Source organism: Streptomyces sp. NPDC045470, from assembly GCF_040646595.1.
Classification (GTDB): domain Bacteria; phylum Actinomycetota; class Actinomycetes; order Streptomycetales; family Streptomycetaceae; genus Streptomyces.
Genome location: NZ_JBEZAN010000014.1, coordinates 136,911 through 160,778, shown reverse-complemented (window position 1 = coordinate 160,778; position 23,868 = coordinate 136,911). Strand labels below are relative to the sequence as shown.

23 protein-coding genes are annotated in these 23,868 nt (G+C 71.9%); 6 read left to right on the top strand and 17 right to left on the bottom strand.

Annotated elements, in window-relative coordinates; all coding sequences use genetic code 11:
- Positions 1–21 precede the first annotated feature (21 nt).
- From kdpC to AB0A97_RS30515, 8 genes are all read right to left on the bottom strand, one after another.
- Positions 22–675 (bottom strand): potassium-transporting ATPase subunit KdpC, encoded by a 654-nt coding sequence (gene kdpC, locus AB0A97_RS30550; RefSeq protein ID WP_361155804.1) that lies wholly within the window; start codon positions 673–675, stop codon positions 22–24.
- A 7-nt stretch (positions 676–682) separates the two neighbouring features.
- The gene (kdpB, locus tag AB0A97_RS30545; RefSeq protein WP_361155802.1) at positions 683–2,839 is read right to left on the bottom strand and encodes a potassium-transporting ATPase subunit KdpB; all 2,157 of its coding nucleotides are present in this window, start codon (positions 2,837–2,839) and stop codon (positions 683–685) included.
- Positions 2,836–4,512: a potassium-transporting ATPase subunit KdpA gene (kdpA, locus tag AB0A97_RS30540; protein WP_361155801.1), complete on the bottom strand. Its 1,677-nt coding sequence runs from the start codon at positions 4,510–4,512 to the stop codon at positions 2,836–2,838. Before kdpA ends, kdpB begins: the two co-directional genes overlap by 4 nt.
- 8 nt (positions 4,513–4,520) lie before the next feature.
- Positions 4,521–4,610: a K(+)-transporting ATPase subunit F gene (kdpF, locus tag AB0A97_RS30535; RefSeq protein ID WP_032928585.1), complete on the bottom strand. Its 90-nt coding sequence runs from the start codon at positions 4,608–4,610 to the stop codon at positions 4,521–4,523.
- A gap of 325 nt (positions 4,611–4,935) precedes the next feature.
- Entirely contained in the window at positions 4,936–5,889 is a 954-nt protein-coding gene (locus tag AB0A97_RS30530) for a hypothetical protein (RefSeq protein ID WP_361155800.1), read from the bottom strand.
- Positions 5,890–6,146: 257 nt separating this feature from the next.
- Complete coding sequence (locus tag AB0A97_RS30525; protein WP_361155798.1) at positions 6,147–6,929, bottom strand: DUF3710 domain-containing protein; 783 nt, start codon at positions 6,927–6,929, stop codon at positions 6,147–6,149.
- Between the two features lies 1 nt (position 6,930).
- Complete coding sequence (gene dut / locus AB0A97_RS30520; protein ID WP_031012935.1) at positions 6,931–7,452, bottom strand: dUTP diphosphatase; 522 nt, start codon at positions 7,450–7,452, stop codon at positions 6,931–6,933.
- Positions 7,449–8,042 carry a PaaI family thioesterase gene (locus tag AB0A97_RS30515; RefSeq protein WP_361155796.1) on the bottom strand — a complete coding sequence of 198 codons (594 nt, stop codon included), beginning with the start codon at positions 8,040–8,042 and terminating at the stop codon, positions 7,449–7,451. Before AB0A97_RS30515 ends, dut begins: the two co-directional genes overlap by 4 nt.
- 58 nt (positions 8,043–8,100) lie before the next feature.
- Here AB0A97_RS30515 and AB0A97_RS30510 point away from each other — a divergent pair, with 58 nt between their 5' ends.
- Positions 8,101–8,544: a DUF3093 domain-containing protein gene (locus AB0A97_RS30510; protein WP_361155794.1), complete on the top strand. Its 444-nt coding sequence runs from the start codon at positions 8,101–8,103 to the stop codon at positions 8,542–8,544.
- Positions 8,545–8,763: 219 nt separating this feature from the next.
- Here the strand turns inward: AB0A97_RS30510 and AB0A97_RS30505 are convergent, their stop codons facing one another.
- The 4 genes from AB0A97_RS30505 to AB0A97_RS30490 all read right to left on the bottom strand — a co-directional run bounded on the left by AB0A97_RS30505 (position 8,764) and on the right by AB0A97_RS30490 (position 12,394).
- Complete coding sequence (locus AB0A97_RS30505; RefSeq protein ID WP_361155906.1) at positions 8,764–9,531, bottom strand: hypothetical protein; 768 nt, start codon at positions 9,529–9,531, stop codon at positions 8,764–8,766.
- Between the two features lie 102 nt (positions 9,532–9,633).
- Positions 9,634–9,936, bottom strand: coding sequence for a DUF4193 domain-containing protein (locus tag AB0A97_RS30500; protein ID WP_003982531.1), 303 nt, complete (start codon positions 9,934–9,936; stop codon positions 9,634–9,636).
- Between the two features lie 545 nt (positions 9,937–10,481).
- Positions 10,482–11,735: a HAMP domain-containing sensor histidine kinase gene (locus AB0A97_RS30495; protein WP_361155792.1), complete on the bottom strand. Its 1,254-nt coding sequence runs from the start codon at positions 11,733–11,735 to the stop codon at positions 10,482–10,484.
- 5 nt (positions 11,736–11,740) lie between these two features.
- The gene (locus tag AB0A97_RS30490) at positions 11,741–12,394 is read right to left on the bottom strand and encodes a response regulator transcription factor (RefSeq protein WP_030021221.1); all 654 of its coding nucleotides are present in this window, start codon (positions 12,392–12,394) and stop codon (positions 11,741–11,743) included.
- Positions 12,395–12,822: 428 nt separating this feature from the next.
- Here AB0A97_RS30490 and AB0A97_RS30485 point away from each other — a divergent pair, with 428 nt between their 5' ends.
- A complete protein-coding gene (locus AB0A97_RS30485; protein ID WP_167515092.1) occupies positions 12,823–12,996 on the top strand; it encodes a hypothetical protein in 174 nt (57 codons plus the stop codon).
- A 108-nt stretch (positions 12,997–13,104) separates the two neighbouring features.
- Here the strand turns inward: AB0A97_RS30485 and AB0A97_RS30480 are convergent, their stop codons facing one another.
- A complete protein-coding gene (locus AB0A97_RS30480) occupies positions 13,105–13,905 on the bottom strand; it encodes an inositol monophosphatase family protein (RefSeq protein ID WP_361155789.1) in 801 nt (266 codons plus the stop codon).
- 144 nt (positions 13,906–14,049) lie between these two features.
- Positions 14,050–15,231: a ferrochelatase gene (locus AB0A97_RS30475; RefSeq protein WP_361155787.1), complete on the bottom strand. Its 1,182-nt coding sequence runs from the start codon at positions 15,229–15,231 to the stop codon at positions 14,050–14,052.
- Positions 15,232–15,376: 145 nt separating this feature from the next.
- On the opposite strand from AB0A97_RS30475, the gene AB0A97_RS30470 reads away from it, so the two are divergent.
- Together AB0A97_RS30470 and AB0A97_RS30465 are read left to right on the top strand one after the other, a co-directional pair.
- On the top strand, positions 15,377–16,690 hold the full coding sequence (locus AB0A97_RS30470; RefSeq protein WP_361155785.1) for an MFS transporter: 1,314 nt from the start codon (positions 15,377–15,379) through the stop codon (positions 16,688–16,690).
- Positions 16,614–17,969, top strand: coding sequence for a D-arabinono-1,4-lactone oxidase (locus tag AB0A97_RS30465; RefSeq protein ID WP_361155783.1), 1,356 nt, complete (start codon positions 16,614–16,616; stop codon positions 17,967–17,969). Before AB0A97_RS30470 ends, AB0A97_RS30465 begins: the two co-directional genes overlap by 77 nt.
- A gap of 296 nt (positions 17,970–18,265) precedes the next feature.
- Here the strand turns inward: AB0A97_RS30465 and AB0A97_RS30460 are convergent, their stop codons facing one another.
- Positions 18,266–19,405 carry a hypothetical protein gene (locus tag AB0A97_RS30460; protein WP_361155782.1) on the bottom strand — a complete coding sequence of 380 codons (1,140 nt, stop codon included), beginning with the start codon at positions 19,403–19,405 and terminating at the stop codon, positions 18,266–18,268.
- 496 nt (positions 19,406–19,901) lie between these two features.
- Here AB0A97_RS30460 and sepH point away from each other — a divergent pair, with 496 nt between their 5' ends.
- The gene (gene sepH / locus AB0A97_RS30455; RefSeq protein WP_361155781.1) at positions 19,902–20,966 is read left to right on the top strand and encodes a septation protein SepH; all 1,065 of its coding nucleotides are present in this window, start codon (positions 19,902–19,904) and stop codon (positions 20,964–20,966) included.
- A gap of 187 nt (positions 20,967–21,153) precedes the next feature.
- Here the strand turns inward: sepH and AB0A97_RS30450 are convergent, their stop codons facing one another.
- On the bottom strand, positions 21,154–21,990 hold the full coding sequence (locus tag AB0A97_RS30450) for a sulfurtransferase (RefSeq protein ID WP_361155780.1): 837 nt from the start codon (positions 21,988–21,990) through the stop codon (positions 21,154–21,156).
- A gap of 333 nt (positions 21,991–22,323) precedes the next feature.
- On the opposite strand from AB0A97_RS30450, the gene AB0A97_RS30445 reads away from it, so the two are divergent.
- On the top strand, positions 22,324–23,097 hold the full coding sequence (locus AB0A97_RS30445) for a VOC family protein (RefSeq protein ID WP_361155778.1): 774 nt from the start codon (positions 22,324–22,326) through the stop codon (positions 23,095–23,097).
- Between the two features lie 89 nt (positions 23,098–23,186).
- Here the strand turns inward: AB0A97_RS30445 and AB0A97_RS30440 are convergent, their stop codons facing one another.
- On the bottom strand, positions 23,187–23,840 hold the full coding sequence (locus AB0A97_RS30440) for a thymidine kinase (RefSeq protein ID WP_361155776.1): 654 nt from the start codon (positions 23,838–23,840) through the stop codon (positions 23,187–23,189).
- Positions 23,841–23,868 lie beyond the last annotated feature (28 nt).

The window sequence follows — 23,868 nt, the reverse complement described above, 5'->3', positions numbered from 1 at the left end:
GGCCGGGCCCCGGGCCCCTGACTACTTGGTGAGGTCCCTCAACCCCATGTTCAACCGCAGCACATTCACCCGGGGCTCCCCCATGAACCCCAGCACCCGCCCCTCCGCGGTCTCCTTCACCAGGCGTTCGACCTCGGCGCGGTCCAGGTGGTTCTCCTTCGCCACCCGGGTGACCTGGAGTTCCGCGTACGCCGGGGAGATGTCCGGGTCGAGGCCGGAGCCGGAGGAGGTGACGGCGTCGGCGGGGACCTCGGACTCGGGTACGCCGTAGGTTTCGGCGACCCACTTCTTGCGTTCCTTGACCGCGGCGATCAGGTCGGTGTTGGTGGCGCCCTGGTTGGTGGCGCCGGAGACCTGGAGGTCGTACTGGGGGTTGACGCCGTTGGTCTTGTTGCTGCCCAGGCCGGCGGACGGGCGGGGCTGGAAGTACCGCAGGTCGGGGATGGGGTTGCCGTGGGCGTCGGTGCCCTTGTCGTAGCGCTGGCCGAGGAGTTCGGAGCCGACGACCTTGCCGTTCTGGCGTACCTCGGAGCCGTTGGCCCGGTCGTGGAAGGCGGCCTGGGCGACGCCGGTGACCACCAGGGGGTAGAGCACGCCGCAGACCACGGTCAGGACGAGCAGGGCGCGCAGGCCGGCGCCGAGGAGGCGGGCGGTGTTGCGTACCGAGTTGTTCATGAGGAAGTCACCCGATCCCGGGGATCGCAGAGATGAGCAGGTCGATGAGTTTGATGCCGATGAAGGGGGCGATCAGGCCGCCGAGTCCGTAGATGCCGAGGTTGCGGCGGAGCATCCGGTCGGCGCTCACCGGGCGGTAGCGCACGCCCTTGAGGGCCAGCGGTACGAGCGCGACGATGATCAGCGCGTTGAAGACGATCGCGGACAGGATCGCGGTCTGCGAGCTGTGCAGCCGCATGATGTTGAGGGTGTCCAGGCCCGGGTAGGCCACCGCGAACATCGCCGGGATGATCGCGAAGTACTTCGCGACGTCGTTGGCGATCGAGAAGGTGGTCAGCGCGCCCCGGGTGATCAGCAGTTGCTTGCCGATCTCGACGATCTCGATGAGCTTGGTCGGGTTGGAGTCCAGGTCCACCATGTTCCCGGCCTCCTTGGCGGCGGAGGTACCGGTGTTCATGGCGACGCCGACGTCCGCCTGGGCCAGGGCCGGCGCGTCGTTGGTGCCGTCGCCGGTCATGGCGACCAGCTTGCCCCCCGCCTGCTCGCGCTTGATCAGCGCCATCTTGTCCTCGGGGGTGGCTTCCGCGAGGAAGTCGTCCACGCCCGCCTCGTCGGCGATGGCCTTGGCCGTCAGCGGGTTGTCGCCCGTGATCATGACGGTCTTGATGCCCATCTTGCGCAGCTCGACGAAGCGTTCGCGCATGCCGTCCTTGACGACGTCCTTGAGGTGGATGACGCCGAGCACCCGGGCGCCCCGCTCGTCCTCCAGGGCGACCAGCAGCGGCGTGCCGCCGGCCTCGGAGATGCCGTTGGCCAGCCGGTCGGCGTCGTCGGGGACGGTGCCGCCCTGCTCCCGCACCCAGGCGATGACCGAACCGGCCGCGCCCTTGCGGACCTTGCGTACGGTGCCGTGCTCGGTCACGTCCACGCCCGACATGCGGGTCTGGGCGGTGAAGGGCACCCACTCGGCGTCGGCCAGTTCGCCCTGGTGGCGTTCGCGCAGGCCGTACTTCTCCTTGGCCAGGACGACGATGGAGCGGCCTTCGGGGGTCTCGTCGGCGAGCGAGGACAGCTGGGCGGCGTCCGCCACCTCGGCCTCGGTCACGCCCTTGACGGGGACGAACTCGGCGGCCTGGCGGTTGCCCAGGGTGATGGTGCCGGTCTTGTCGAGCAGCAGGGTGGAGACGTCGCCGGCGGCCTCGACGGCGCGCCCGGACATCGCCAGCACGTTGCGCTGGACCAGGCGGTCCATGCCCGCGATGCCGATGGCCGACAGCAGCGCGCCGATCGTCGTCGGGATCAGGCAGACCAGCAGCGCCAGCAGTACGATCATGGGCTGCTCGGCGCCCGCGTAGATCGCGAACGGCTGGAGGGTCACCACGGCCAGCAGGAAGACGACGGTGAGCGAGGCGAGCAGGATGTTCAGCGCGATCTCGTTCGGCGTCTTCTGCCGGGCGGCGCCCTCGACCAGGTTGATCATCCGGTCGATGAAGGTCTCGCCGGGCTTCGTCGTGATCTTGATGACGATGCGGTCGGAGAGCACCTTCGTACCGCCGGTCACCGCGGACCGGTCACCGCCGGACTCGCGGATGACCGGGGCGGACTCGCCCGTGATGGCGGACTCGTCGACCGACGCGACACCTTCGACCACGTCGCCGTCGCCGGGGATGATGTCGCCGGCCTCGCAGACGACGAGGTCGCCGATGCGCAGCTCCGTGCCGGGCACCCGCTCCTCCGCGGTGCCGTTCAGCCGCCGGGCCACGGTGTCCGTCTTGGCCTTGCGCAGGGTGTCCGCCTGGGCCTTGCCGCGGCCCTCGGCGACCGCCTCCGCCAGGTTGGCGAAGATCACGGTGAGCCAGAGCCAGACGGCGATGGCCCAGCCGAACCAGTCCGAGGGGGACGCGACGGCGAAGCAGGTGGTCAGGACCGATCCGACCTCGACCACGAACATCACGGGAGACTTGACCATCACCCGGGGGTCCAGCTTGCGCAGCGCGTCCGGCAGCGACTTAACGAGCTGCCCGGGGTCGAAGAGGCCGCCGCCGACGCGGCCGCCCTCCGGCGGGTGCCCGCCGGGTACGTCCTGGTGGGGCGCGCGGGTCGGGGTTGCGGTGGACATGGAGCGGCGCTCCTCTTGCTGTACGTCGTTCACTTCGGTGGTCATGACAGCCCCTCCGCGATCGGGCCGAGGGCCAGCGCCGGGAAGTACGTCAGGCCGGTGATGATCAGAATCGTGCCGACCAGCAGACCCGCGAAGAGCGGCTTCTCGGTACGGAGCGTGCCCGCCGTCTCCGGGACCGGCTGCTGCTCGGCGAGCGAGCCGGCCAGGGCGAGGACGAAGACCATCGGCAGGAAGCGGCCCAGCAGCATCGCCAGTCCGATCGTGGTGTTGTACCAGGGGGTGTTCGCGTTCAGGCCGCCGAAGGCCGAGCCGTTGTTGTTGGCGCCGGAGGTGAAGGCGTACAGCACCTCGGAGAAGCCGTGCGGGCCGGCGCCCAGCGCCTTGGTGTTGAGCATCGAGCCCAGCGCGTCCGGCAGCACCATCGAGGCGGCGGTGAAGCCGAGCACCAGGGTCGGGGTGACGAGGATGTAGCAGGCCGCGAGCTTGATCTCGCGGGTGCCGAGCTTCTTGCCGAGGTACTCGGGGGTCCGGCCCACCATCAGGCCGGCGAGGAACACCGCGATCACGGCCATCACGAGCATGCCGTACAGGCCGGAGCCGACGCCGCCGGGCGCGATCTCGCCGAGCATCATGCCCAGCAACTGGATGCCGCCGCCGAAGGCCGTGAAGGAGTCGTGGAAGCCGTCCACGGCGCCGGTCGAGGTGAGGGTGGTGGCGACCGAGAAGATCGACGAGCCGCCGATGCCGAAGCGGTTCTCCTTGCCCTCCATCGCCGCGCCCGCCGCCTGGAGCGCCGGGCCGCCGTGCGCGAACTCGGTCCACATCATCAGGGCGGTGAAGCCGAGCCAGATGGCGCCCATCGTGGCCAGGATCGCGTAGCCCTGCCGTACGTTGCCGACGAGCCGGCCGAAGGTACGGGTCAGCGCGAACGGGATGACCAGGATGAGGAAGACCTCGAAGAGGTTGGTGAAGCCGTTCGGGTTCTCGAAGGGGTGGGCCGAGTTGGCGTTGAAATAGCCGCCGCCGTTGGTGCCCAGCTCCTTGATGACCTCCTGGGAGGCGACCGCGCCGCCGTTGGTCTGCTGGGTGCCGCCCAGGAACTGGCCGACCCCGTGGATGCCGGAGAAGTTCTGGATCGCGCCGCACGCGACGAGGACGAGCGCGCCGACGACGGCGATCGGTATCAGGATGCGCACGGTGCCGCGTACCAGATCGGCCCAGAAGTTGCCCAGGTCGCCGGTACGGGTGCGGGCGAAGCCGCGTACGAGGGCGATCGCGACGGCCATGCCGGTCGCGGCCGAGACGAAGTTCTGCACCGCCAGACCGGCCGTCTGCACGACGTGGCCCATGGCCTGCTCACCGCTGTACGACTGCCAGTTGGTGTTCGCGACGAACGACGCCGCCGTGTTGAACGCCTGGTCCGGGCTGATCGACGCGAAGCCGAGCGACAGCGGCAGACCGCCCTGCAGACGCTGCAGCAGGTAGAGGAAGAGCACACCGGCGAGCGAGAAGGCCAGGACCCCGCGCAGGTAGGCGGGCCAGCGCATCTGCGCGTCCGGGTCGGCTCCGATGCAGCGGTAGATCACCTTTTCGACGCGCAGGTGCTTGCGCGAGCTGTACATGGCGGCCATGTGGTCGCCGAGGGGACGGTACGCCAGGGCGAGCGCCGCGACGAGCGCGGTGAGCTGGAGCACGCCGGCCAGGATGGGGCTCATCGGGACGCTCAGAACCTCTCCGGGAAGACGAGGGCGAGGACCAGGTAGCCGAGCAGGGCGATCGCGACGACCAGCCCGACGACGTTCTCGACGGTCACAGCCTCGTCACCCCCTTGGCGACGAGGGCCACCAGCGCGAAGACCGCGAGCATGGTGACGACGAAGGCCACGTCGGCCATCGGGTGCTCCTAGGAAGTTCGGTTGAACGGACACCTAGAGCAAACCGCCAACATGACCGTTTCCGACCACCGTTGACGCCTCCCTTACGGCCATTAGCGCCCCGTTGACGATTCTCATACGCTTACCGACCTGACCTGCGGAAACGCCGATGGGCCGCATCCCCTCGCAAGGGAGTACGACCCATCGGTGCACGGGTATCGAGCCGCCGGGCGCCTCGGGGAGATACCGAAGGCGGCAGCAGGCCTCAGGAGGACCAGACCGCCCGCATCAGCTCCCGGCGCTCCGCCGGAGCCTCGGCCCGCACGAAGACACCCGAGGTGTCACGGTGCACGCAGTCGATTCCGTAACGGTGCAGGAGGGCGAGATCTGCGCGCGCGGGCGGGGACGGAAGCAGCGCACTCAGGCGGTCGGGCGGCGCAGGGCAGTACGGCGCGTAGTCCAGCAGTTGGCCGAGCGCCTGGCGTACGCAGTGGTGCGAGGCCGTGCTCTTGGCCTCTATGAGCTCGGCGCCCTCGGCGTCTTCAAGGTAGAGGTCGCTGACGCCCGACAGGCAGTAGAAACGCTCGGCCGGCTCCCGTCCGCAGGATGCGAGGTGTTCCTTGAAGGCGGCCACGAGCCGGGCTTCCCGGCGGTCGACGACAATGAGCCGTCCGGTCCGCCGGTATGTGGTCTTCGAGGTACGCATCTCTTCCGCCGCGGCCCGGCGGACAGCTTCCTGGGAGCCCGTGTCCGGCGCGCGGGCCGGTTCGGCACAGGCACGGCTGAAGAACAGCCCCGAAGTGATCATGAACTCGTCCAGCACCGACTGTGCCTTGTCACCGCGCAGGACCATCTGTCCCGGGTAGTTGTGGTGAGGCCGGTAGCCGAGAACGGCGTTCAGTTCGGAGTACGGGATATCCGCCTCGACCAGGTCCAGCAGGGTGTAGACGGTGTGCCAGCTGGGACCGCCCGGCTCCGGAGGCCATAGAAGATCGGCCAGTTCGGCGTTGCGGAAGATCACCCCGACCTCGGCCACCGCCCGCACCCGGCCCTGCCCGGTGAAGAACACGACGTCGCCGGGCACGACGTCACGCATCTTCGTGTCATGCGTGGGCACCGCGCCCCATAAGCGGGCCATGCCGTCCGGGTGGACGGTCTGCAGCCGGGCGCGCTGCTCGGCACTCAGCACGTGGACGTACTTGTCGTCGGTGAAGGTCACGGGCTGGTCGACGGTGTCGGCCCAGTGGCGACGTGTCGCTGAACTCCCATAGGACGGGGATATAAGAACGCGCACGGAAGCGCTTCCTCCGGTTCAAGGTGTGGAGGGCGGGCACGAACCGCCCTGGAACAGGGGAAGCCTGGCACAGCCGTGCAGTCTGCCGCGTGCGGAGTTGCCACGGTCCTGCAACGCACTTCGCTCCCGTGACCGGTGCGGTCACGGGAGCGAAGTGCGGAAGCGTCAGCCGGCGCCGCGCGTCAGCGGATTTCGGTGATTTCCGGGCCGCGTTCGAGGCGTTCGACGCCGCCGCCGAAGCGGGAGGTTTCCGCGGGCTCCTGCTGGACGCCGTCGGGGACCATCTGGGCGTCGTCGGGGAGCTTGAGGACGATCGGGTCGCGGGGGGCCATGGGGGCCTCGCCGCGGACGACCACGGTGTCCTTGAAGATGTGCTCCAGGATGCCGGCCGCCTCGGGCTGGACCGCGCCCTGGCCGGAAATGACGCCGCGCAGGAACCAGCGCGGGCCGTCGACGCCGACGAAGCGCACGACCTGGACGCCGTTGGTGCCGTCCGGGAGCTGTACGGGGACCTGCGCGCGCAGTTCCCAGCCCAGCGGGCCCTCGACCTCGTCGACGACGCCGCCCTGCTGGGTGATCCCGGCGCCGATCTCCTCGCGGACCTCGCCCCAGATGCCCTCCTTCTTGGGCGCAGCGAACGCCTGGAGCTGCACGGCGCTGTCCTGGAGGACCACGGTCGCCGCGACGATCGCGTCGCCCGCGACCTCCACCCGCAGCTCCATGCCCTCGACGCCGGGCACGAACATGCCGCCCAGGTCCACCCGGCCCTCGGCGGCGTCCGTGACCTCGGAGAGGTCCCAGGGGCCGTCGGGACGGGGAGCCGGGGGCAGGTTCACCCGCCGCTCCTCCTCGCCGGACCCGGCACCCTCGTCCGCAAAGGTCTCGTCCGAGGCCGTCTCGTCGGCGGCTTCCGCTGCGGGGACCGACTCTGCGGGAGCCTCGTTCTTCTTGCGACGACCGAACACGTCACTGTCCTTCCCGGTCGGCACCGACCGATGCGTATCCATTCCCACCCGTGGAGCCGTCCACCGCCGCATGACCGCCGGTGGAACCGAATCCCCCCTCGGCCCGCGCCGAGCCGGGAAGTTCCGCCACCTCGTGGAAGCGCACCTTCTCGACCTGCTGGACGACCAGTTGGGCGATCCGGTCGAACCTCTCGAACCGCACGCTCTCGCGCGGGTCCAGATTGACCACGATCACCTTGATTTCCCCACGGTACCCGGCATCCACCGTCCCGGGGGCATTCACCAGCGCCACTCCGCACCGGGCGGCCAGGCCCGAGCGGGGGTGCACGAACGCCGCGTACCCGTCGGGCAGGGCGACGGACACTCCGGTGGGGAGCACCGTCCGCTCCCCCGGCGCGAGTTCCGCCGCCTCGGTGGTCACCAGGTCGGCACCCGCGTCACCGGGATGCCCGTAAGCGGGAATCGGCACCTCCGGGTCCAGACGCCGGATCAGCACATCCACCGGATTGCGTACCTGACTCACGGGTTCACCTCAAAAGCACGAGCTCGTCTGACCTGGTCCGGATCGGCCATCGCGGCCTGGATCTCGGCCGGCCTTCCGTTGTCGATGAAGTGGTCGACCTTGACCTCGACGAAGACGGCGTCGGCGCGCACCGCGATCGGGCCTTCGGGGCCGCCGATGCGGCCCACCGCCGTCGAGTAGATCTTCCGGCCGTGGACGGCGGTTATCTCCGCGTCCAGGTGCAGCACCGTGCCGACCGGCACGGGCCGCAGGAAGTCGGTCTCCAGGCGGCCGGTCACGGCGATCACCCGGAGCAGCCAGTTCAGCGAGCCCAACGTCTCGTCCAGGGCGGTGGCCAGCACCCCGCCGTGCGCGAGGCCGGGTGCGCCCTGGTGGGCCTCCTTGACCGTGAACTCGGCGGTCACCCGTACGCCGTCCTCGGCACGGGCCTGGAGCTGCAGGCCGTGGGCCTGTGCCGCGCCGCAGCCGAAGCAGTGGTCGTAGTGCGCGCCGAGGAGTTCTCCGGGCGCGGGGGCGTCGGGGTGCCGCACCGGGGCGACGGCGTCGGCCGGTGGCGTCAGCCGCGTCGGGGCCTTGTCGGTTCCACTCACGAGTGCAGACCCTACCCGCGCGCGTAACCGGCCCGCGCCGCCGTGCCAAGCTGGAGCCATGCAGTCGTACGAAGAACGCCTCACCGCGCCCCGCTCCTGGTGGGTGATCGCCGGCCTGATCGGCGTGGCCTGCGCCCTGATGCTGCTGCCGCTGGGCACGCTGCCGATGCTCGGCGGGCTGATCGGCGGCGCGGCGCTGTCCGCAGTGGCGGTCAGCTCGTACGGCTCGGTACGGATCCGCGTCGTGGGCGACTCGCTGATCGCGGGCGACGCCCGGATCCCGGTGGCGGCGCTGGGCGAGGCCCGGGCGCTGGACCCGGAGGAGGCGCTGGCGTGGCGTACGCACAAGGCGGACACGCGCGCCTTCATGCTGCTGCGCAGCTACATCCGCACCGCTGTGCGGGTGGAGATCACGGACCCGGCGGACCCGACTCCGTACGCATACCTCTCGACCCGTGAGCCGGAGCGCCTGGTGGCCGCGCTGGCGGCCGTACGGGCCTGAACCGACCCCGTGGGGGCTGCGGGGCCGGGCAGGGCGCCGTCGGGCGGCTCAGGGGCCTTCCCGGGGGCGCGGTGCCGCGTCCCGATGAAGGCCGGAGTGCCTCGGTGGGGCTTCAGTGGTTTCGCAGCCGGTTGCGGCAGTCCTCCGCGGCGACCGAACGACGCTCCGGCGGGTCTCAGCGGCCCTTCACGATGGCCGTACGACACTCCCGGCGGGGCCTCAGCGATCGTCCTCCGGCGGCAGGGCCGGCGTCGTGGTGTCCGGCATCGTCTCGGCGTGCGGCAGGGCGTCCCACGGCACCTGTCTGGCGCGCAGGTCCTTGCGGATCTTGTCCGCGAGCTTCTTGGTGTCCCGCCGGTTCATCACCGCGCCGACCGCGGCGCCGACCATGAACGGTGTCAGGTTCGGCAGGTTGCGCAGCGTGCGCTTCATGATCTGCTGGCGCAGTTCGCGCTTCATCTGGCCGCCCAGCGCCGCGTTGACCGTGGTGGGCTTGGTGACGTCGATACCGCGTTCCTCGGTCCAGGACGTCAGATAGGCGGTGGCGCGCTGTCTGAGGGTGCCCGGGGGACGCAGGCCGTAGACCTCGTGGAGCTCGGCGATGAGTTTGATCTCCACGGAGGCCACGCCGACGATCTCGGCGGCCAGCTCGGCCGGCATGGCGGGCGGTACCGGCAGCATCGCCGCCGCGCCCACCCCCGCGCCGACGGTGGCGGTGCCCCGTGTGGCACCGGAGACCAGCTTGTCGGCCAGTTCCTCGGGGGTCAGGCCGGGGAACTGCCGGCGCAACGTCGCCAGATCACGGACCGGGATCCGCGGGGCGTTGTCGATGATGCGCTCGGCGACCGTCGTCAGGCCCTTGCGTGCGCCGTCGCGGCCTTTCCTGGTGCCGCGGCCCACGGCCGCCGCGAGCGAGGCCGCACGGCCTCGCTCCTCCACTGCACCGGTCCTCCGCTCCGCGGGCAGGGCGGTCGGGTCGGCGGGCACGGGCGCGTTTTCGTCGCGTGATCGTGCGCCGGCCGCCGGGCCTTTCTCGCCCTTGCGTCCCTTACGGAACGGGTTCACGCCTGCCACGGCGTCGACCGATCCTCAGGCCGCGCAGTCGCGGCAGATCGGCTGGCCGTTCTTGTCCTCGGCGGCCAGCTGGCTGCGGTGGTGGACCAGGAAGCAGCTCATGCACGTGAACTCGTCCTGCTGCTTGGGCAGCACCCGGACGGCGAGTTCTTCGTTGGAAAGGTCGGCGCCGGGCAGTTCCAGGCCCTCGGCCTGCTCGAACTCGTCGACGTCGACGGCCGAGGCGGACTTGTCGTTCCGCCGCGACTTCAGTTCTTCGATGCTGTCCTCGTTGAGGTCGTCATCTGTCTTGCGTGGGGTGTCGTAATCCGTAGCCATGTCGCTCTCCCCCTCTGGGTGTCTGCGGTGTCTCCAGCGCACGTAACGCGTGAGAGGCCGGACTTGTGCCCGACCTGAGGCGGAGATTTTGCCTCACATCAAGGTCTGTTACTCAATCGACACCCAACCGCACCCCTGAAGAGGTGATCGGTTTGGATGGCGATCAGGACCGTACACGGTCCGAATGTCGCACCTCGCGCACGCCATCACGTGTACTTCCCGTGATCAAGGCCCCTGGAAACCCGGATTTTCCCGGCCTTCCGCCGACCGTTCCGATCACGGAGAGTGGGTGGCTCGAATCTCGCGCCTGTGAGGGATCACACACGGACGGGCCGTCGGGCGGAGCGTAGGAATTCAGCGCAAAGCGAACTCGGCGAAGGATCCATGGCCGCCCGCCGTCACGTCAAGCCGGGGTGGCCGGCGTGCGGAGGGCGACCAAGAGTGCCAAGAGGTGGGGTCCCGGGTCAAAAAGGACAGCCTGGCGGGTGGGGAGCCGTGGCACGGGTCCCGTACCCCGCACGCGGCTCCCCGCCCGCCTGCGGCCCTCACAGCGGCAGGACGACCCGCATCTCCAGTCCGCCGCCCTCGCGGGGCGTCGCCGTGATGCTGCCGTCGTGCGCGCGCACCACGGACCGCACGATGGACAGGCCGAGGCCGACGCCCTTGTCGCTGCCGGTGCGTTCCGTCCGCAGGCGCCGGAACGGCTCGAAGAGGTTCTCCACCTCGTAGGCCGGGACGGCCGGGCCGGTGTTGGAGACCACCAGCACCGCACAGCCCGGCTGCGGCTCGGTGGTGACCTCGACCCATCCGTCCTGGGGGATGTTGTAGCGCACCGCGTTCTGCACGAGGTTGAGCGCGATGCGCTCCAGCAGCACGCCGTTGCCCTGCACGAACGCCTGCCGGCGCACGCCGCGGATCTCCACACCCTTGGCCTGCGCCTCGGCACGGGCCTGGTCGACGGCCTGCGAGGCCACCTCGGCCAGATCCACCGGCTTCTTGTCCACGATCTTGTTCTCGCTGCGGGCCAGCAGCAGCAGACCCTCGACGAGCTGCTCACTGCGCTCGTTGGTCGCCAGCAGCGTCTTGCCCAGCTGCGCCAGCTCCGGCGAGGCGTCCGGGTCGGCGAGCTGGACCTCCAGCAGCGTCCGGTTGATCGCCAGCGGCGTGCGCAGCTCGTGCGAGGCGTTGGCGACGAAACGGCGCTGCGACTCGAAGGCCCGGTCCAGCCGGTCCAGCATCTCGTCGAAGGTGTCCGCCAGCTCCTTGAGCTCGTCGTCCGGACCGCCCAGCTCGATCCGGCGGTGCAGGTCCGAACCCGCCACCCGCTGCGCGGTACGGGTGATCCGGCCCAGCGGCGACAGGACCCGGCCCGCCATCGCGTACCCGAAGGCGAACGCGACGACGGTCAGGCCCAGCAGCGCCAGCAGGGAGCGGTTGAGCAGGGTGTTCAGTGCCTGCGCCCGCTGGTGCTGGAGGCAGCTCTGGATCGCCTGGGTGAAGATCTCCCCGGAGGACTGGCTGGGCAGGTCGCAGACGTTGCTGGTGGCGGCGAAGTTGCCCCGGAGGATCTTGACGGGCAGCTCGCTGCCTTCCTGGAGCGCGTTGGCGGCCAGCATGTAGATGATCGTGAGCAGCACGATGCCGGCCATCAGGAACATGCCGCCGTACAGCAGCGTGAGCCGTATCCGGATGGTGGGGCGCAGCCAGGGGAAGGGCCGGGCGTTGACCGGTTTGGGATCCCAGGTGGGCATGGGCGGGGTGACGGGCGGCGGGGTGGGCGCCTTGGACGAAGCGGGCATCGGCGTCAGATCCGGTAGCCGGAACCCGGCACCGTGACGATCACCGCGGGCTCGCCCAGCTTGCGGCGCAGGGTCATGACCGTGACCCGCACGACGTTGGTGAAGGGGTCGGTGTTCTCGTCCCACGCCTTCTCCAGCAACTGCTCGGCCGAGACGACCGTGCCCTCGCTGCGCATCAGGACCTCCAGCACCGCGAACTCCTTCGGCGCGAGCTGGACCTCCTTGCCGTCGCGGAAGACCTCGCGGCGGTTCGGGTCCAGCTTGATGCCGGCCCGCTCCAGGACGGGCGGCAGGGCGACCGTCGTACGGCGTCCCAGAGCCCGTACCCGGGCGGTCAGCTCGGTGAAGGCGAAGGGTTTGGGCAGGTAGTCGTCGGCGCCGATCTCCAGGCCCTCGACACGGTCGCTGACGTCGCCGGAGGCGGTCAGCATCAGGACACGGGTGGGCATCCCCAGCTCGACGATCTTGCGGCAGACGTCGTCGCCGTGCACCAGCGGGAGGTCCCGGTCCAGCACGACCACGTCGTAGTCGTTGATCTCGATGCGTTCCAGGGCGGCCGCGCCGTCGTACACCACGTCGACGGCCATGGCCTCCCGGCGCAGCCCGGTGGCCACCGCATCGGCGAGCAGCTGCTCGTCCTCGACGACGAGAACACGCACGTCGCAAATCCTTCCTCACGGCCCTGGATGTTCCGGGGCACGGCAAACTCGGAGCCCCTCCATCCTGCCCCGAACGGCTGTAAACCGGCAGTAAGAGGGGTGGATGGCGGCTTGCGCCCCGTTCCGCGCGGTGCCGGGCGGGCGGGCCGGGGGCCTCGGACGGGTGGTCCGCAAGGGCCGGGTGGGTGGGCCACAGGGGCCGGGCCGGGCCGCGACGGGCCCCGGAACGGTGCCGTCCGGGCCGTTTTCGAATTCCCGTGCCGCTTGAGGTTTCCGTGAGGTTGCCCATGGGGAGGACGTCTGCACACCCGCGATCACGCCCTGTACGGCGCCATGCCGCTCTCTGATCCATTCGCAGGGGCCACGCCGTGATCGCCCCGCCCGTCGGCACACCCCCGTGCCACCGACCCACGACGAGGGGGCGCACCATGGACGCGTTCACCGCAGGAATTCTGCAGCGCATACGGAACACCGAAGCCGACCTGGACCGGGCCCGCGAGTCGGGCGACGACTTCCTCGTCGAGGTGGAACAGGCCGAGCTGGAGGATCTGCAGCGCCTTGCTTCCGAGCACGGCGTGCAGGTCACCGCAGCCAGCGCCTGACCTCTCCCGGCCGCGTACGACGGCAGCGCCCCGGACCCGCACAGGGTCCGGGGCGCTGTCGCGTTCCCGTCGGGCGGCGGGCGTCCGGCCGGGTGTCGGCACAGAGGCTCAGTCGTGCCAGGCGCCCAGCTCCTCCAGCAGGGGCTGGAGGGTCCCGAACACATCCGGCGAGGCGGCCACGACCAGGTCGTTCGAGGCAGGCTCGCCGGGGCGGCCGCCGGTCCGTGCGCCGGCCTCGCGGGCGATCAGGGCGCCGGCCGCCATGTCCCACGGGTTCAGTCCGCGCTCGTAGTAACCGTCGAGCCGGCCGCAGGCCACGTCGCACAGGTCGATCGCGGCCGAGCCGCCGCGCCGGATGTCGCGGACCTGCGGCAGCAGGGTGCGCAGCACCTCGGCCTGGGCGGCCCGGCGCTCGCCGATGTAGGCGAAGCCCGTACCGATCAGGGCCTGGGACAGCGGCGGTGCGGGACGGCAGCGCACCGGCTCCCCGTTGCGGAACGCGCCGCCGCCCAGGACGGCGTGGTACGTCTCGCCGCGCACCGGCGCCGCGACGACGCCGACGACGGCCTCGCCGTCCCGCTCGGCGGCGATGGACACGGCCCAGGAGGGCAGTCCGTACAGGTAGTTGACCGTGCCGTCGACCGGGTCGATGACCCAGCGCACCCCGCTGCTGCCCGCGACGCTGGCGCCCTCCTCGCCCAGGAAGCCGTCGTCGGGACGGTGCTCGGCGAGGAAGCCGGTGATCAGTTTCTCGCTGGCGATGTCCATCTCGGTGACGACGTCGATGGGGCTGGTCTTCGTGGCGGCGACGCCGAGGTCGGCGGGGCGGCCGTCGCGCAGCAGCTCACCGGCGCGCCGGGCGGCCTCCAGGGCGAGGCCGAGAAGTTCGTCCTGCAGCGGATCGGACACGGTGCTCCTTGCTCGTACGGGCGGCCGCTCGGGACCGCCCCGCGGGGCGGCGCGGCGCCGCCGTCTGTCGTCCCGGTACGGCTCCGGGTCTGCCGCTGGGCCCTCGGCTCCGGGACCTGCCGCTGGGCCCGCGGGCTCCGGGGGCTACCCCCGGGCCTCCGCCACCGGGCCCGTCCAGTCCGCACCCGCGGCGGCCGGGCGCGGGGCGCGGGCCGGGCAGCAGCCGACCGGGCACAGGTCGTGGCTCGGCCCCAGCTCGCCGAGGGCGCAGCGGGCCGGTGCGCGGCCCTGCTCGGCGGCGGCGCGCTCCAGGAGCAGGGCGCGGACGGCCGCGGCGAAGCGCGGGTCGGCGCCGACGGTGGCGGAGCGGGCGACCGGCAGGCCCAGTTCGGCGGCCTTGGCGGTGGCTTCGGTGTCGAGGTCGTACTTGACCTCCATGTGGTCCGAGACGAAGCCGATCGGCGCCATGACGACCGCGGGAACGCCCGCGCCGTGCGCCTCTTCGAGGTGGTCGCAGATGTCCGGCTCCAGCCAGGGGATGTGCGGGGCACCGCTGCGGGACTGGTAGACCAGCCGCCACGGGTGGTCGACGCCGGTCTCCTCGCGGACCGCGTCGGCGATCACCCGGGCCACGTCCAGGTGCTGGGCGACGTACGCGCCGCCCTCGCCGTTGCCGGTGTGGTCCTCCGGGCGGCCGGAGGTGTCGGCCGCCGCGGTCGGGATGGAGTGGGTGGTGAACGCGATGTGGGCGCCGTCGCGTACGCCGGCGGGCAGCTCGGCGAGGGAGGCGAGCACGCCGTCGACCATCGGGCGGACGAAGCCGGGGTGGTTGAAGTAGTGCCGGAGCTTGTCCACCCGCGGTACCTCCAAGCCGTCGGCCCGGAGGGTGGCCAGCGCGTCGGCGAGGTTCTCGCGGTACTGCCGGCAGCCGGAGTACGAGGCGTAGGCGCTCGTGGCCAGGACGGCGATACGGCGGTGACCGTCGCGGACCATCTCGCGCAGGGTGTCGGTCAGGTAGGGGGCCCAGTTGCGATTGCCCCAGTAGACCGGCAGGTCCAGGCCGTGTTCGGCGAAGTCCTTGCGCAGTGCGTCCAGCAGCTCACGGTTCTGCGCGTTGATCGGGCTGACGCCGCCGAACAGGAAGTAGTGCTGCCCGACCTCCTTCAGCCGCTCGCGGGGGATGCCGCGGCCACGGGTGACGTTCTCCAGGAAGGGGACGACGTCGTCCGGGCCTTCGGGGCCGCCGAAGGACAGCAGCAGCAGGGCGTCGTAGGGACCGGGGGTCCCCCCGGCGGTCGGAAGGGGCGGATCGCACTGTTCGGGCATGTCTTCGATCCTGCCACCAGCCACTGACAGGCGGAAAACCGGAGGCGGCCACCAGGGCAGCGCGCGTAAGCTGTCTCGGCCTCAGACATGCCTTACCGACTCCCGGACCTCCCGGGCATCGGCTCTTGACCGGCGGAGCTCCCCCATGCCAAGCCCGTACCGCGCGCTCTTCGACACGCCCGGCACCAAGTCGTTCACGGCCGCCGGTTTCCTGGGCCGTATGACGCTGTCGATGACCAGCATCGGCATCGTCACCATGGTCTCCCTGCTGACCGGCAGGTACGGCCTGGCGGGCGCCCTGGCGGCAACCGTCGCGCTGGCCTCGGCGGTGCTCAGCCCGCAGGTCTCCCGGCTGGTGGACCGGCACGGCCAGCGCCGGGTGCTGCGTCCGGTGACCCTGATCTCGGCGGCGGCGATCGCGGGCCTGCTGGTGAGCGCGCAGCAAGACTGGCCGGACTGGACGCTGTTCGTCTTCACGGCCTGCGCGGGCTGCGTGCCGAGCGTCGGCTCGATGGTGCGGGCCCGCTGGGCGGCCGTCCACCACAGCTCGCCGCGCCTGCTGCACACCGCCTACTCCTGGGAGTCGATCGTCGACGAGGCGTGCTTCATCGTCGGACCGATCCTCTCCATCGGCCTGTGCACCTCGTGGTTCCCCGAGGCGGGCCCGCTGCTGGCGACGGTCTTCCTGGTGGCGGGGGTCTTCTGGCTGACGGCGCAGCGGGCGACCGAGCCGCCGCCGCATCCGCGCGAACACCTCGCCAAGGGCTCGGCGTTGCGCTCGCGCGGCCTTCAGGTGCTGGTGGTGACGTTCGTGGCGACCGGCGCGATCTTCGGTGCGACCGACGTGGTGACGCTGGCGTTCGCCGAGGAGCAGGGCCATCAGGGCGCCGCCAGCCTGGTGCTGGCGTCCTACGCGCTCGGGTCGTGCGCCGCCGGCGTGGTCTTCGGGATGATCCATTTCAAGGGTCCGGCCGCCCGCCGGTGGCTGGTGGGCGTGTGTGCGATGGCCGTGAGTATGATCCCGCTCCAACTGGTCGGGAACCTGCCGTTGCTGGCCGTGGCGCTCTTCTTCGCGGGCCTGTCCATCGCGCCGACGATGGTGACCACCATGGCCCTCGTCGAGCAGCACGTACCGCGCGCGAATCTGACCGAGGGCATGACCTGGACCAGCACCGGGCTCGCGGTCGGGGTGGCGTTCGGCTCGTCGGCCGCCGGATGGGTGGTGGACGCGGCCGGAGCCGGGCGCGGCTACCTGGTGCCGGCCGTGGCGGGGGCGCTCGCGGCGGCGGTGGCGTTCCTCGGATACCGCCGGCTGCGGCCGGCGCCGCAGCGGGAGGGGACGGGCGCAGATGGCCGAGGCACAGCGGACGACCGGCAGGAACATGACAGCGGTACGGACGGGAGCGGCCCGCACGGTCCGGGCGATACGGGGGGCCAGGCCCCGGCCCGCCTGGCGTAACTGGGCGGGCACCGTCGCCGTGGAGCCGGCCCGGAGCGTCTCGCCGGCCTCCACCGGCGAACTGGCCGCGGCGGTCCGCGCGGCGGCCGCCGACGGGCTCACGGTCAAGGCGGCCGGCACCGGCCACTCCTTCACCGCGGTCGCCGCCACCGACGGGGTGCTCGTCCGTCCCGAGCGCCTGACCGGCATACGGGCGGTGGACCGCGCCGCCGGCACCGTGACCGTGGCGGCCGGCACCACGCTCCAGCAGCTCAACCGCGCCCTCGCCGCGCACGGCCTGTCGCTGGCCAACATGGGCGACATCATGGAGCAGACGGTCTCCGGCGCGGCGAGCACCGGCACCCACGGCACCGGCCGCGACTCGGCCTCCATAGCCGCCCAGATCACCGCGCTCGAACTGGTCACCGCCGACGGCTCGGTGCTCACGTGCTCCGCCACCGAGAACCCGGAGGTCTTCGCGGCGGCCCGGGTGGGCCTGGGCGCGCTGGGCGTGATGAGCGCCGTCACCTTCGCCGTGGAGCCGCAGTTCTGGCTGTCGGCCCGCGAGGAGCCGATGGCGTTCGACCGGGTGACGGCCGAGTTCGACCAGCTCGTCGCCGAGAACGAGCACTTCGAGTTCTACTGGTTCCCGCACACCGGCAACTGCAGCACCAAGCGCAACAACCGCAGCCAGGGCCCCGCCGCCCCGCTCGGCCGGGTCAGCGGCTGGGTCGACGACGAACTGCTCTCCAACGGGCTCTTCCGCGCCGCGTGCGCCGTCGGCCGGGCGGTGCCCGCCACCGTCCCGGGGATCGCCCGGCTCTCCAGCCGCGCGCTGTCGGCCCGTACGTACACCGACATCCCGTACAAGGTCTTCACCAGCCCGCGCCGGGTGCGCTTCGTGGAGATGGAGTACGCGCTGCCGCGGGCGGCCGCCGTCGAGGCGCTGCGCGAGCTGCGGGCGCTGGTGGAGCGCTCGGACTTCCGGGTGAGCTTCCCGGTGGAGGTGCGGACCGCGCCGGCCGACGACATCCCGCTGTCCACCGCCTCCGGGCGGGACACCGCCTACCTCGCCGTACACATGTACCGGGGGACGCCGTACCGGGCGTACTTCACGGCGGCCGAACGGATCATGACGGCGCACGGCGGCCGGCCGCACTGGGGGAAGCTGCACAGCCGCGACGCCGCGTACCTCTCCGGCGTCTACCCGCAATTCGGCGCGTTCACCGCCCTGCGCGACCGGCTGGACCCGCAGCGCCTGTTCACCAACGCCTACCTGCGGCGCGTGCTGGGCGAGTGAGGCCGGGCAGGGCCGGCCGGACCGCCCGGACGGCTGAAACGCTCATTCGGCCCAACGTCCCGCAGGGATGAACGCCCCGAAGGGCCCGCGGGCCCGGCAGCGGAACGGCCCGGACCCGGCGCACTGCCGGGTCCGGGCCGGTTCGGTCACCGCCCGCGCGGGACGGCCCCGTCCGTTCTCCCGCCGAAAGGCATTCGGTCCTCGCGACGGACGGAAATTCCGCTCCGGTTAAGGGGATTCGGTCCCCGGGCGGGACGGCATTACGTCCCGCCCGGGCGCGGATTTCCGTCCCGCGTTCACGAGGATTTCGGGTCGGGAGCCTGCTGTCCGCCGGGCTCCTGCTTGTTCCGGTCGCCGGAATCGCCCGGGGAGTCGTCACCGCCCTTGCCGGTGTCGCCCCCGGTGCTGCCGCCGGACTTCGACGGCTGCGGGCTCGGCGGCGGCGTCGGCTTGCCGCTCCGGCTCGCGTCCGGGCTCGGCGTCGGCGTGGACGGCTTGCCCGTGCTGCCGGTGTCGCCGTCGCCGGTGCCGGTGCCGGTGGAGCCGCTGGGACCGGGCGACGGCGTGCCGCCCGTCGAGCCGTCACCGTGGGAGGTGCCGGGTGACGGTCGGTCCGTGGCGGGCGGGGCCTTCGGCTCGGACTTGTGCCCGTTGCCCCCGAAGACGTTGCCCACCGAGGTGCCCGGGCCGCCCGCCGCGTCCTTCCCGGTGAGCAGCTCGACGCAGGTGACGGCCCCCATCGACAGTACGAAGACCGCCAGCGCGGCCAGCGCCGGCCGCTTCCAGCCGCGCAGGCGGGTGCCGTACGTGGCGGTGCTGACCTCGTCGGCCCGCTGCGGCACCGCGGTGGCGCCGGCCGGCGGGTGACCGGGCCTGGCCTGCCCCAGCGCCATGGTCCGGTCGTCGAGGCGCGGCACCAGCTGCGTCTTGTCGGCGGCTCCGGCGTCCGCCCCGGAGGCCCGCGCCGGATCGGCCTGCGGCAGCAGCCGCGTACGGTCGGTGTCCGGGTCCCCGGCCTGCGGCAGCAGTTGCGTACGGTCGGTGTCGCCGGCCCGGCCCTCGTCCTTGGCCGCGACGGACGTGATCTCGTCCTCCGCGCCCTGCCGGTCGAAGGTGGGCAGCACCATGCCGGTGCCCGGCCCGGCGCCCGGTGTTCTGCGGGAGACCGAGGACCGGCGCGGCTTCGGCCGGGTGCCGACCGTGGCGACTTCCTTGAGCTGCTCGCCGGTCCGCCGGAAGAGGTGCTGGAAGACCGAGCCACCGGTCGTGGCCACGACACTCACCACACCCGCGCCGATGATGGTCCCGTACACGCCGAGCTTCCCGGCGAGAAAGGCGGCGACGGCGGCCGCCAGGGCACTGCCCGCGACCTGAGGAACGCTCAGGTCGAGCCGTTTCTCCTTGTTTTTCGTGTCGGTATCGCTTTTGTTGTCCATCTCCAGCCTTTGATCGCCCCTTCGATCCATCTTGCACGGACAAGTGACCTATGGGCGAAGCCGGTAGTTCCGATTCTGCGGATTCTGTGAACCTCGCCACCCGTCACACCGTGTAGAGAGATCGACAAGGCGACCAACTCCCTTGGCGTACGAGAACTTGGGCGGCGCGGCGGTCCACCTCCGTGGCCCGAATGGAGTACTGTGGCGAGCCCTGGCCCCGGAATCCCGTCCGGCTGCCCGGATACACGGGAGGGGGCCGGAAGGTGGCACTCACCCCCGGGTGCCGCCACCGGACACGGGTGACTGGGAGCAGGAACAGGACATGGTCACTGAGCGTTGCGAACTGGTAACCGTGTCATAACGGCGTTTCTGGGCCAAGCCTCGACACGCCGGGTAACTCGGCAATGTTGTGGCAGGCTGCACCCGGGCAGGCCACACTCGACTAGCGGAAGCAGCGACGCACGTGACGTCGGCAGGCACCACCCGGGAGGTCCCCATGCCCGAACTGCGTGTCGTGGCCGTCTCCAACGACGGCACACGGCTGGTGCTCAAAGCTGCGGACAGCACCGAGTACACGCTTCCGATCGACGAGCGGCTGCGCGCCGCGGTCCGCAACGACCGCGCGCGGCTCGGCCAGATCGAGATCGAGGTCGAGAGCCACCTGCGCCCGCGGGACATCCAGGCGCGTATAAGAGCAGGTGCCTCCGCCGAAGAGGTCGCCCAGCTCGCCGGCATCCCGGTCGACCGGGTGCGCCGCTTCGAGGGCCCGGTGCTCGCCGAGCGCGCCTTCATGGCCGAGCGGGCCCGCAAGACGCCCGTACGCCGCCCCGGGGAGAACACCGGCCCGCAGCTCGGCGAGGCCGTCGCGGAGCGGCTGCTGCTGCGCGGCGCCGACAAGGACTCCGTGCAGTGGGACTCCTGGCGGCGCGACGACGGCACCTGGGAAGTCCTGCTGGTCTACCGCGTCGCGGCCGAGCCGCACTCGGCGAGCTGGACCTACGACCCGCCGCGGCGGCTGGTCCAGGCCGTCGACGACGAGGCGCGGGCGCTGATCGGCGAGACCGACGACACCCCGGAGCCCAGCTTCCCGTTCGTACCGCGGATCGCGCGGCTGCCGCGCGACCGGCCGCTGGACCGCGCCCTGGACCGCCAGACGTCCCAGGACCGGGACCGGGACCGTGCGGGCGGCGAGGACGACGAGCCGGCGCGGGCCGAGAGCGCTTCCGGCGAGCGGGAGCGCGACTCCCTCACCAGCCTCCTGGAAGCGGTGCCGAGCTTCCGTGGCGACATGGTCGTCCCCGAGCCGGTGAAGACACCCGTTCAGGAGGAGTCCGCCGAGGACGAGGAGCTGGAGGAACCGGCCGCTCCGGCGGCGAGCGCGGGCGCGGGCTCGGCCTACGCCGACGTGCTCATGCCACGGGCGGTGGCCGGTCACCGGGACCGCCTCACGGGCACGACCGACCGCCAGGCCGAGGCCGACGGCGTACGGCCCGGGCGGCGCGCCGCCGTACCGAGCTGGGACGAGATCGTCTTCGGGACGCGGCGCAAGAAACCGGAGTAGCGGGAGACGTACGGTCGGCGGCCCGGCGACGAGGACGCCGTCGTCGGCCACCCCGTACGCCCGCCCGTCACCCCGTACGCTCGGCCGCGCCCGTTACCCCCTCGGCCGCCGGCCCGTACACCCGCCCGTCGTCACGAACGGGCGTACGGAACGTTTTCGGCCAGGCGGTGTCAGTCCGCCCCGGGTGTCAGCCCGCCTCCGCGCCGGTGGCCACCGGCCGCGCCGGGTCGCCCGACCACTCGCTCCAGGAGCCCACGTACAGCGCCGCCGGCACCCCCGCGATCGCGAGGGCCAGCACCTCCTGAGCCGCGGAGACACCCGAACCGCAGTAGACACCGACCTCGGCGTCGGCGGTGGCCCCGAGGGCCGTGAAGCGCGCGGCCAGCTCGGCGGGCGGCAGGAACGTGCCGTCGGCGGCGAGGTTCTCCGTCGTCGGCGCGGACAGCGCGCCCGGGATGTGCCCGGCGACCCGGTCGATGGGCTCCACCTCGCCGCGGTAGCGCTCCCCGGCCCGCGCGTCCAGCAGGACGCCCCGCCGGGCCAGCGCCGCGGCCTCGTCCGCCGTCAGCAGCGGCAGCGCGCCGGGCGTCGCGGTGAAGTCGCCGGGCGCCGGGGACGGCACCTCGGTGCTCAGGGCGCCCCCGGACGCGGTCCAGGCGGCCAGGCCGCCGTCCAGGACCCGCACCGAGGGGTGGCCGGTGTAGCGCAGCAGCCACCAGGTACGGGCCGCTGACCAGCCTTGCCCGCCGTCGTACACCACGACCGGCCGGTCCGCCGAGACCCCGGCCCGGCGCATCGTCCCGGCGAAGGCGTCGAGGTCCGGGAGGGGATGGCGGCCGGCCGGTCCCGCGGGACCGGCGAGTTCGCCGTCCATGTCCACGTAGACGGCGCCGGGCACGTGCCCCGCCTCGTACTCGGGGCGGCCGGGCGGGCCGCCGAGCCGGTAGCGGACATCGAGGAGGACCGGCGGGGTCCCCGAGGCCAGAGCGTCCGCCAGTCCGGCGGCGGTGATGAGGGCATTCATGGGGCTCATCCTCGCGCAGGAGGGGCCCGGCGCTGAAGGTGCCGGGCTCCTGCGGATCTTCCCCGGGGTCTACGGAGGTTCTCCGGGGGTTTACGGGGCCTCTCCGGGGCTTACGGGGGCTTCTCCGGCGGCTCACCTCGTGCGTCCCCGAACGGCAACGTCGCCGAAACGGGTGCGAAACATCAAATCGGGCATTCTCCCATGGGAACGCGCCGAAGACGGCGCGGCCGGGGCGCGCAGCGGATGAGGGGGTGCGAGCATCTGCACGGGACGGCGCACTCGCGCCCGGTCCCCGCACGGCCACCACCCCGATGGTCCGAGGAGAGAGTGACGATGACGACCGAGGCAACGACTCGGCGGACGCCCGGCGCGCCTTGCTGGGTGAGTCTCATGGTGCACGACCTGGCCACGACGGAGCAGTTCTACAGTGCGCTGTTCGGCTGGGAGTTCAAACCGGGACCGCAGCACTTCGGTCCGTACGTCCGGGCGTATCTCCACGGGCGGGAGGTGGCCGGTATCGGGGAACTGGCGCCCGACCGCCAGCTGCGGGTCGCCTGGACGACCTATCTGGCGAGTGACGACGCGGACGCGGCGGCCGAGCAGATCCGCGGCTGCGGCGGCACGGTCGCCGTCGGGCCGCTGGACGCGGACGACGAGGCGGGCCGGATGGCGATCGCCTCGGACCCGCAGGGTTCGGTCTTCGGGCTGTGGCAGGGCAAGGAGATGGTGGGCGCGGCGCTGGTCGGCGTGCCCGGGGCGCCGGTGTGGAACGAGCTGGTGACCCGGGAGACGGGGGTGACCGCCTTCTACGAAGCGGTGTTCGGGTACGAGACCCGGCCGGAGGAAGCGGTTCCCGACTACCTGACGCTGCATCTGAAGGGGCGGCCGGTGGCGGGCGTGCACGGCGTCGGCGACGCGCTGCCGCGGGAGTTGGGGCCGCACTGGGTGACGTACTTCGCCGTCTCGGACACCGATGCGGCGGTCCGGCGGGTGGCGGAACTGGGCGGCCAGGAGGTGCGGGCGGCCCAGGACACCGCGTACGGGCGCGTGGCGACGGTCGCCGATCCCGAGGGGGCCGTGTTCGCGGTGCTCCAGCAGCCGGGCTGAGCGGGCGGCCGGAGGGCGCGCGACCGGGCGCGCGGTGCTGAGCGCGGCGCCGTACCGGCGCCGCGCGCCCTTCGCTTCCGTGGCCGGGGCTACTCGACGCTGTACACCGGCAGGACGTCCGGAGACAGCGCCGCCGCGTGGGCGGAGGCCGAGGTCTGGCGGCGCCGGTGATGGCGGCGGCACAGCACCTCGTAGCCGACCTCGGCCGGGGCGCTGTGGACGTCGCCGATGACGACCTGCGCGCCCTCGACGACCATCTGGCCGTCGAGGGTGCGGGCGTTGTGCGTGGCGCGGGCGCCGCACCAGCACAAGGCCTCGACCTGGAGGACCTCTACGCGGTCGGCCAGTTCGACCAGGCGCTGCGAGCCGGGGAAGAGCTTGCTGCGGAAGTCGGTGCTGATGCCGAAGGCGAAGACGTCCAGTTCCAGGTCGTCGACGACGCGCGCGAGCTGGTCGATCTGGTCCGGGGCGAGGAACTGCGCCTCGTCGGCGATGACGTAGTCCACCCGGCCGCCGGAGCTCAGGGCGGCGACGATGTGGGCGTAGAAGTCCATCTCGTCCGTCGCCTCGACGGCCTCGGTGACCAGCCCGAGGCGGGAGGAGAGCTTGCCGCGGCCCGCCCGGTCGTCGCGTGTGTAGATCATTCCTTGCAGGCCGCGGGCCGAGCGGTTGTGCTCGATCTGCAGAGCGAGGGTGCTCTTTCCGCAGTCCATCGTTCCGGAGAAGAACACCAGCTCGGGCATGGGAGAACGCGGGCCTTTCGGGCTCGTG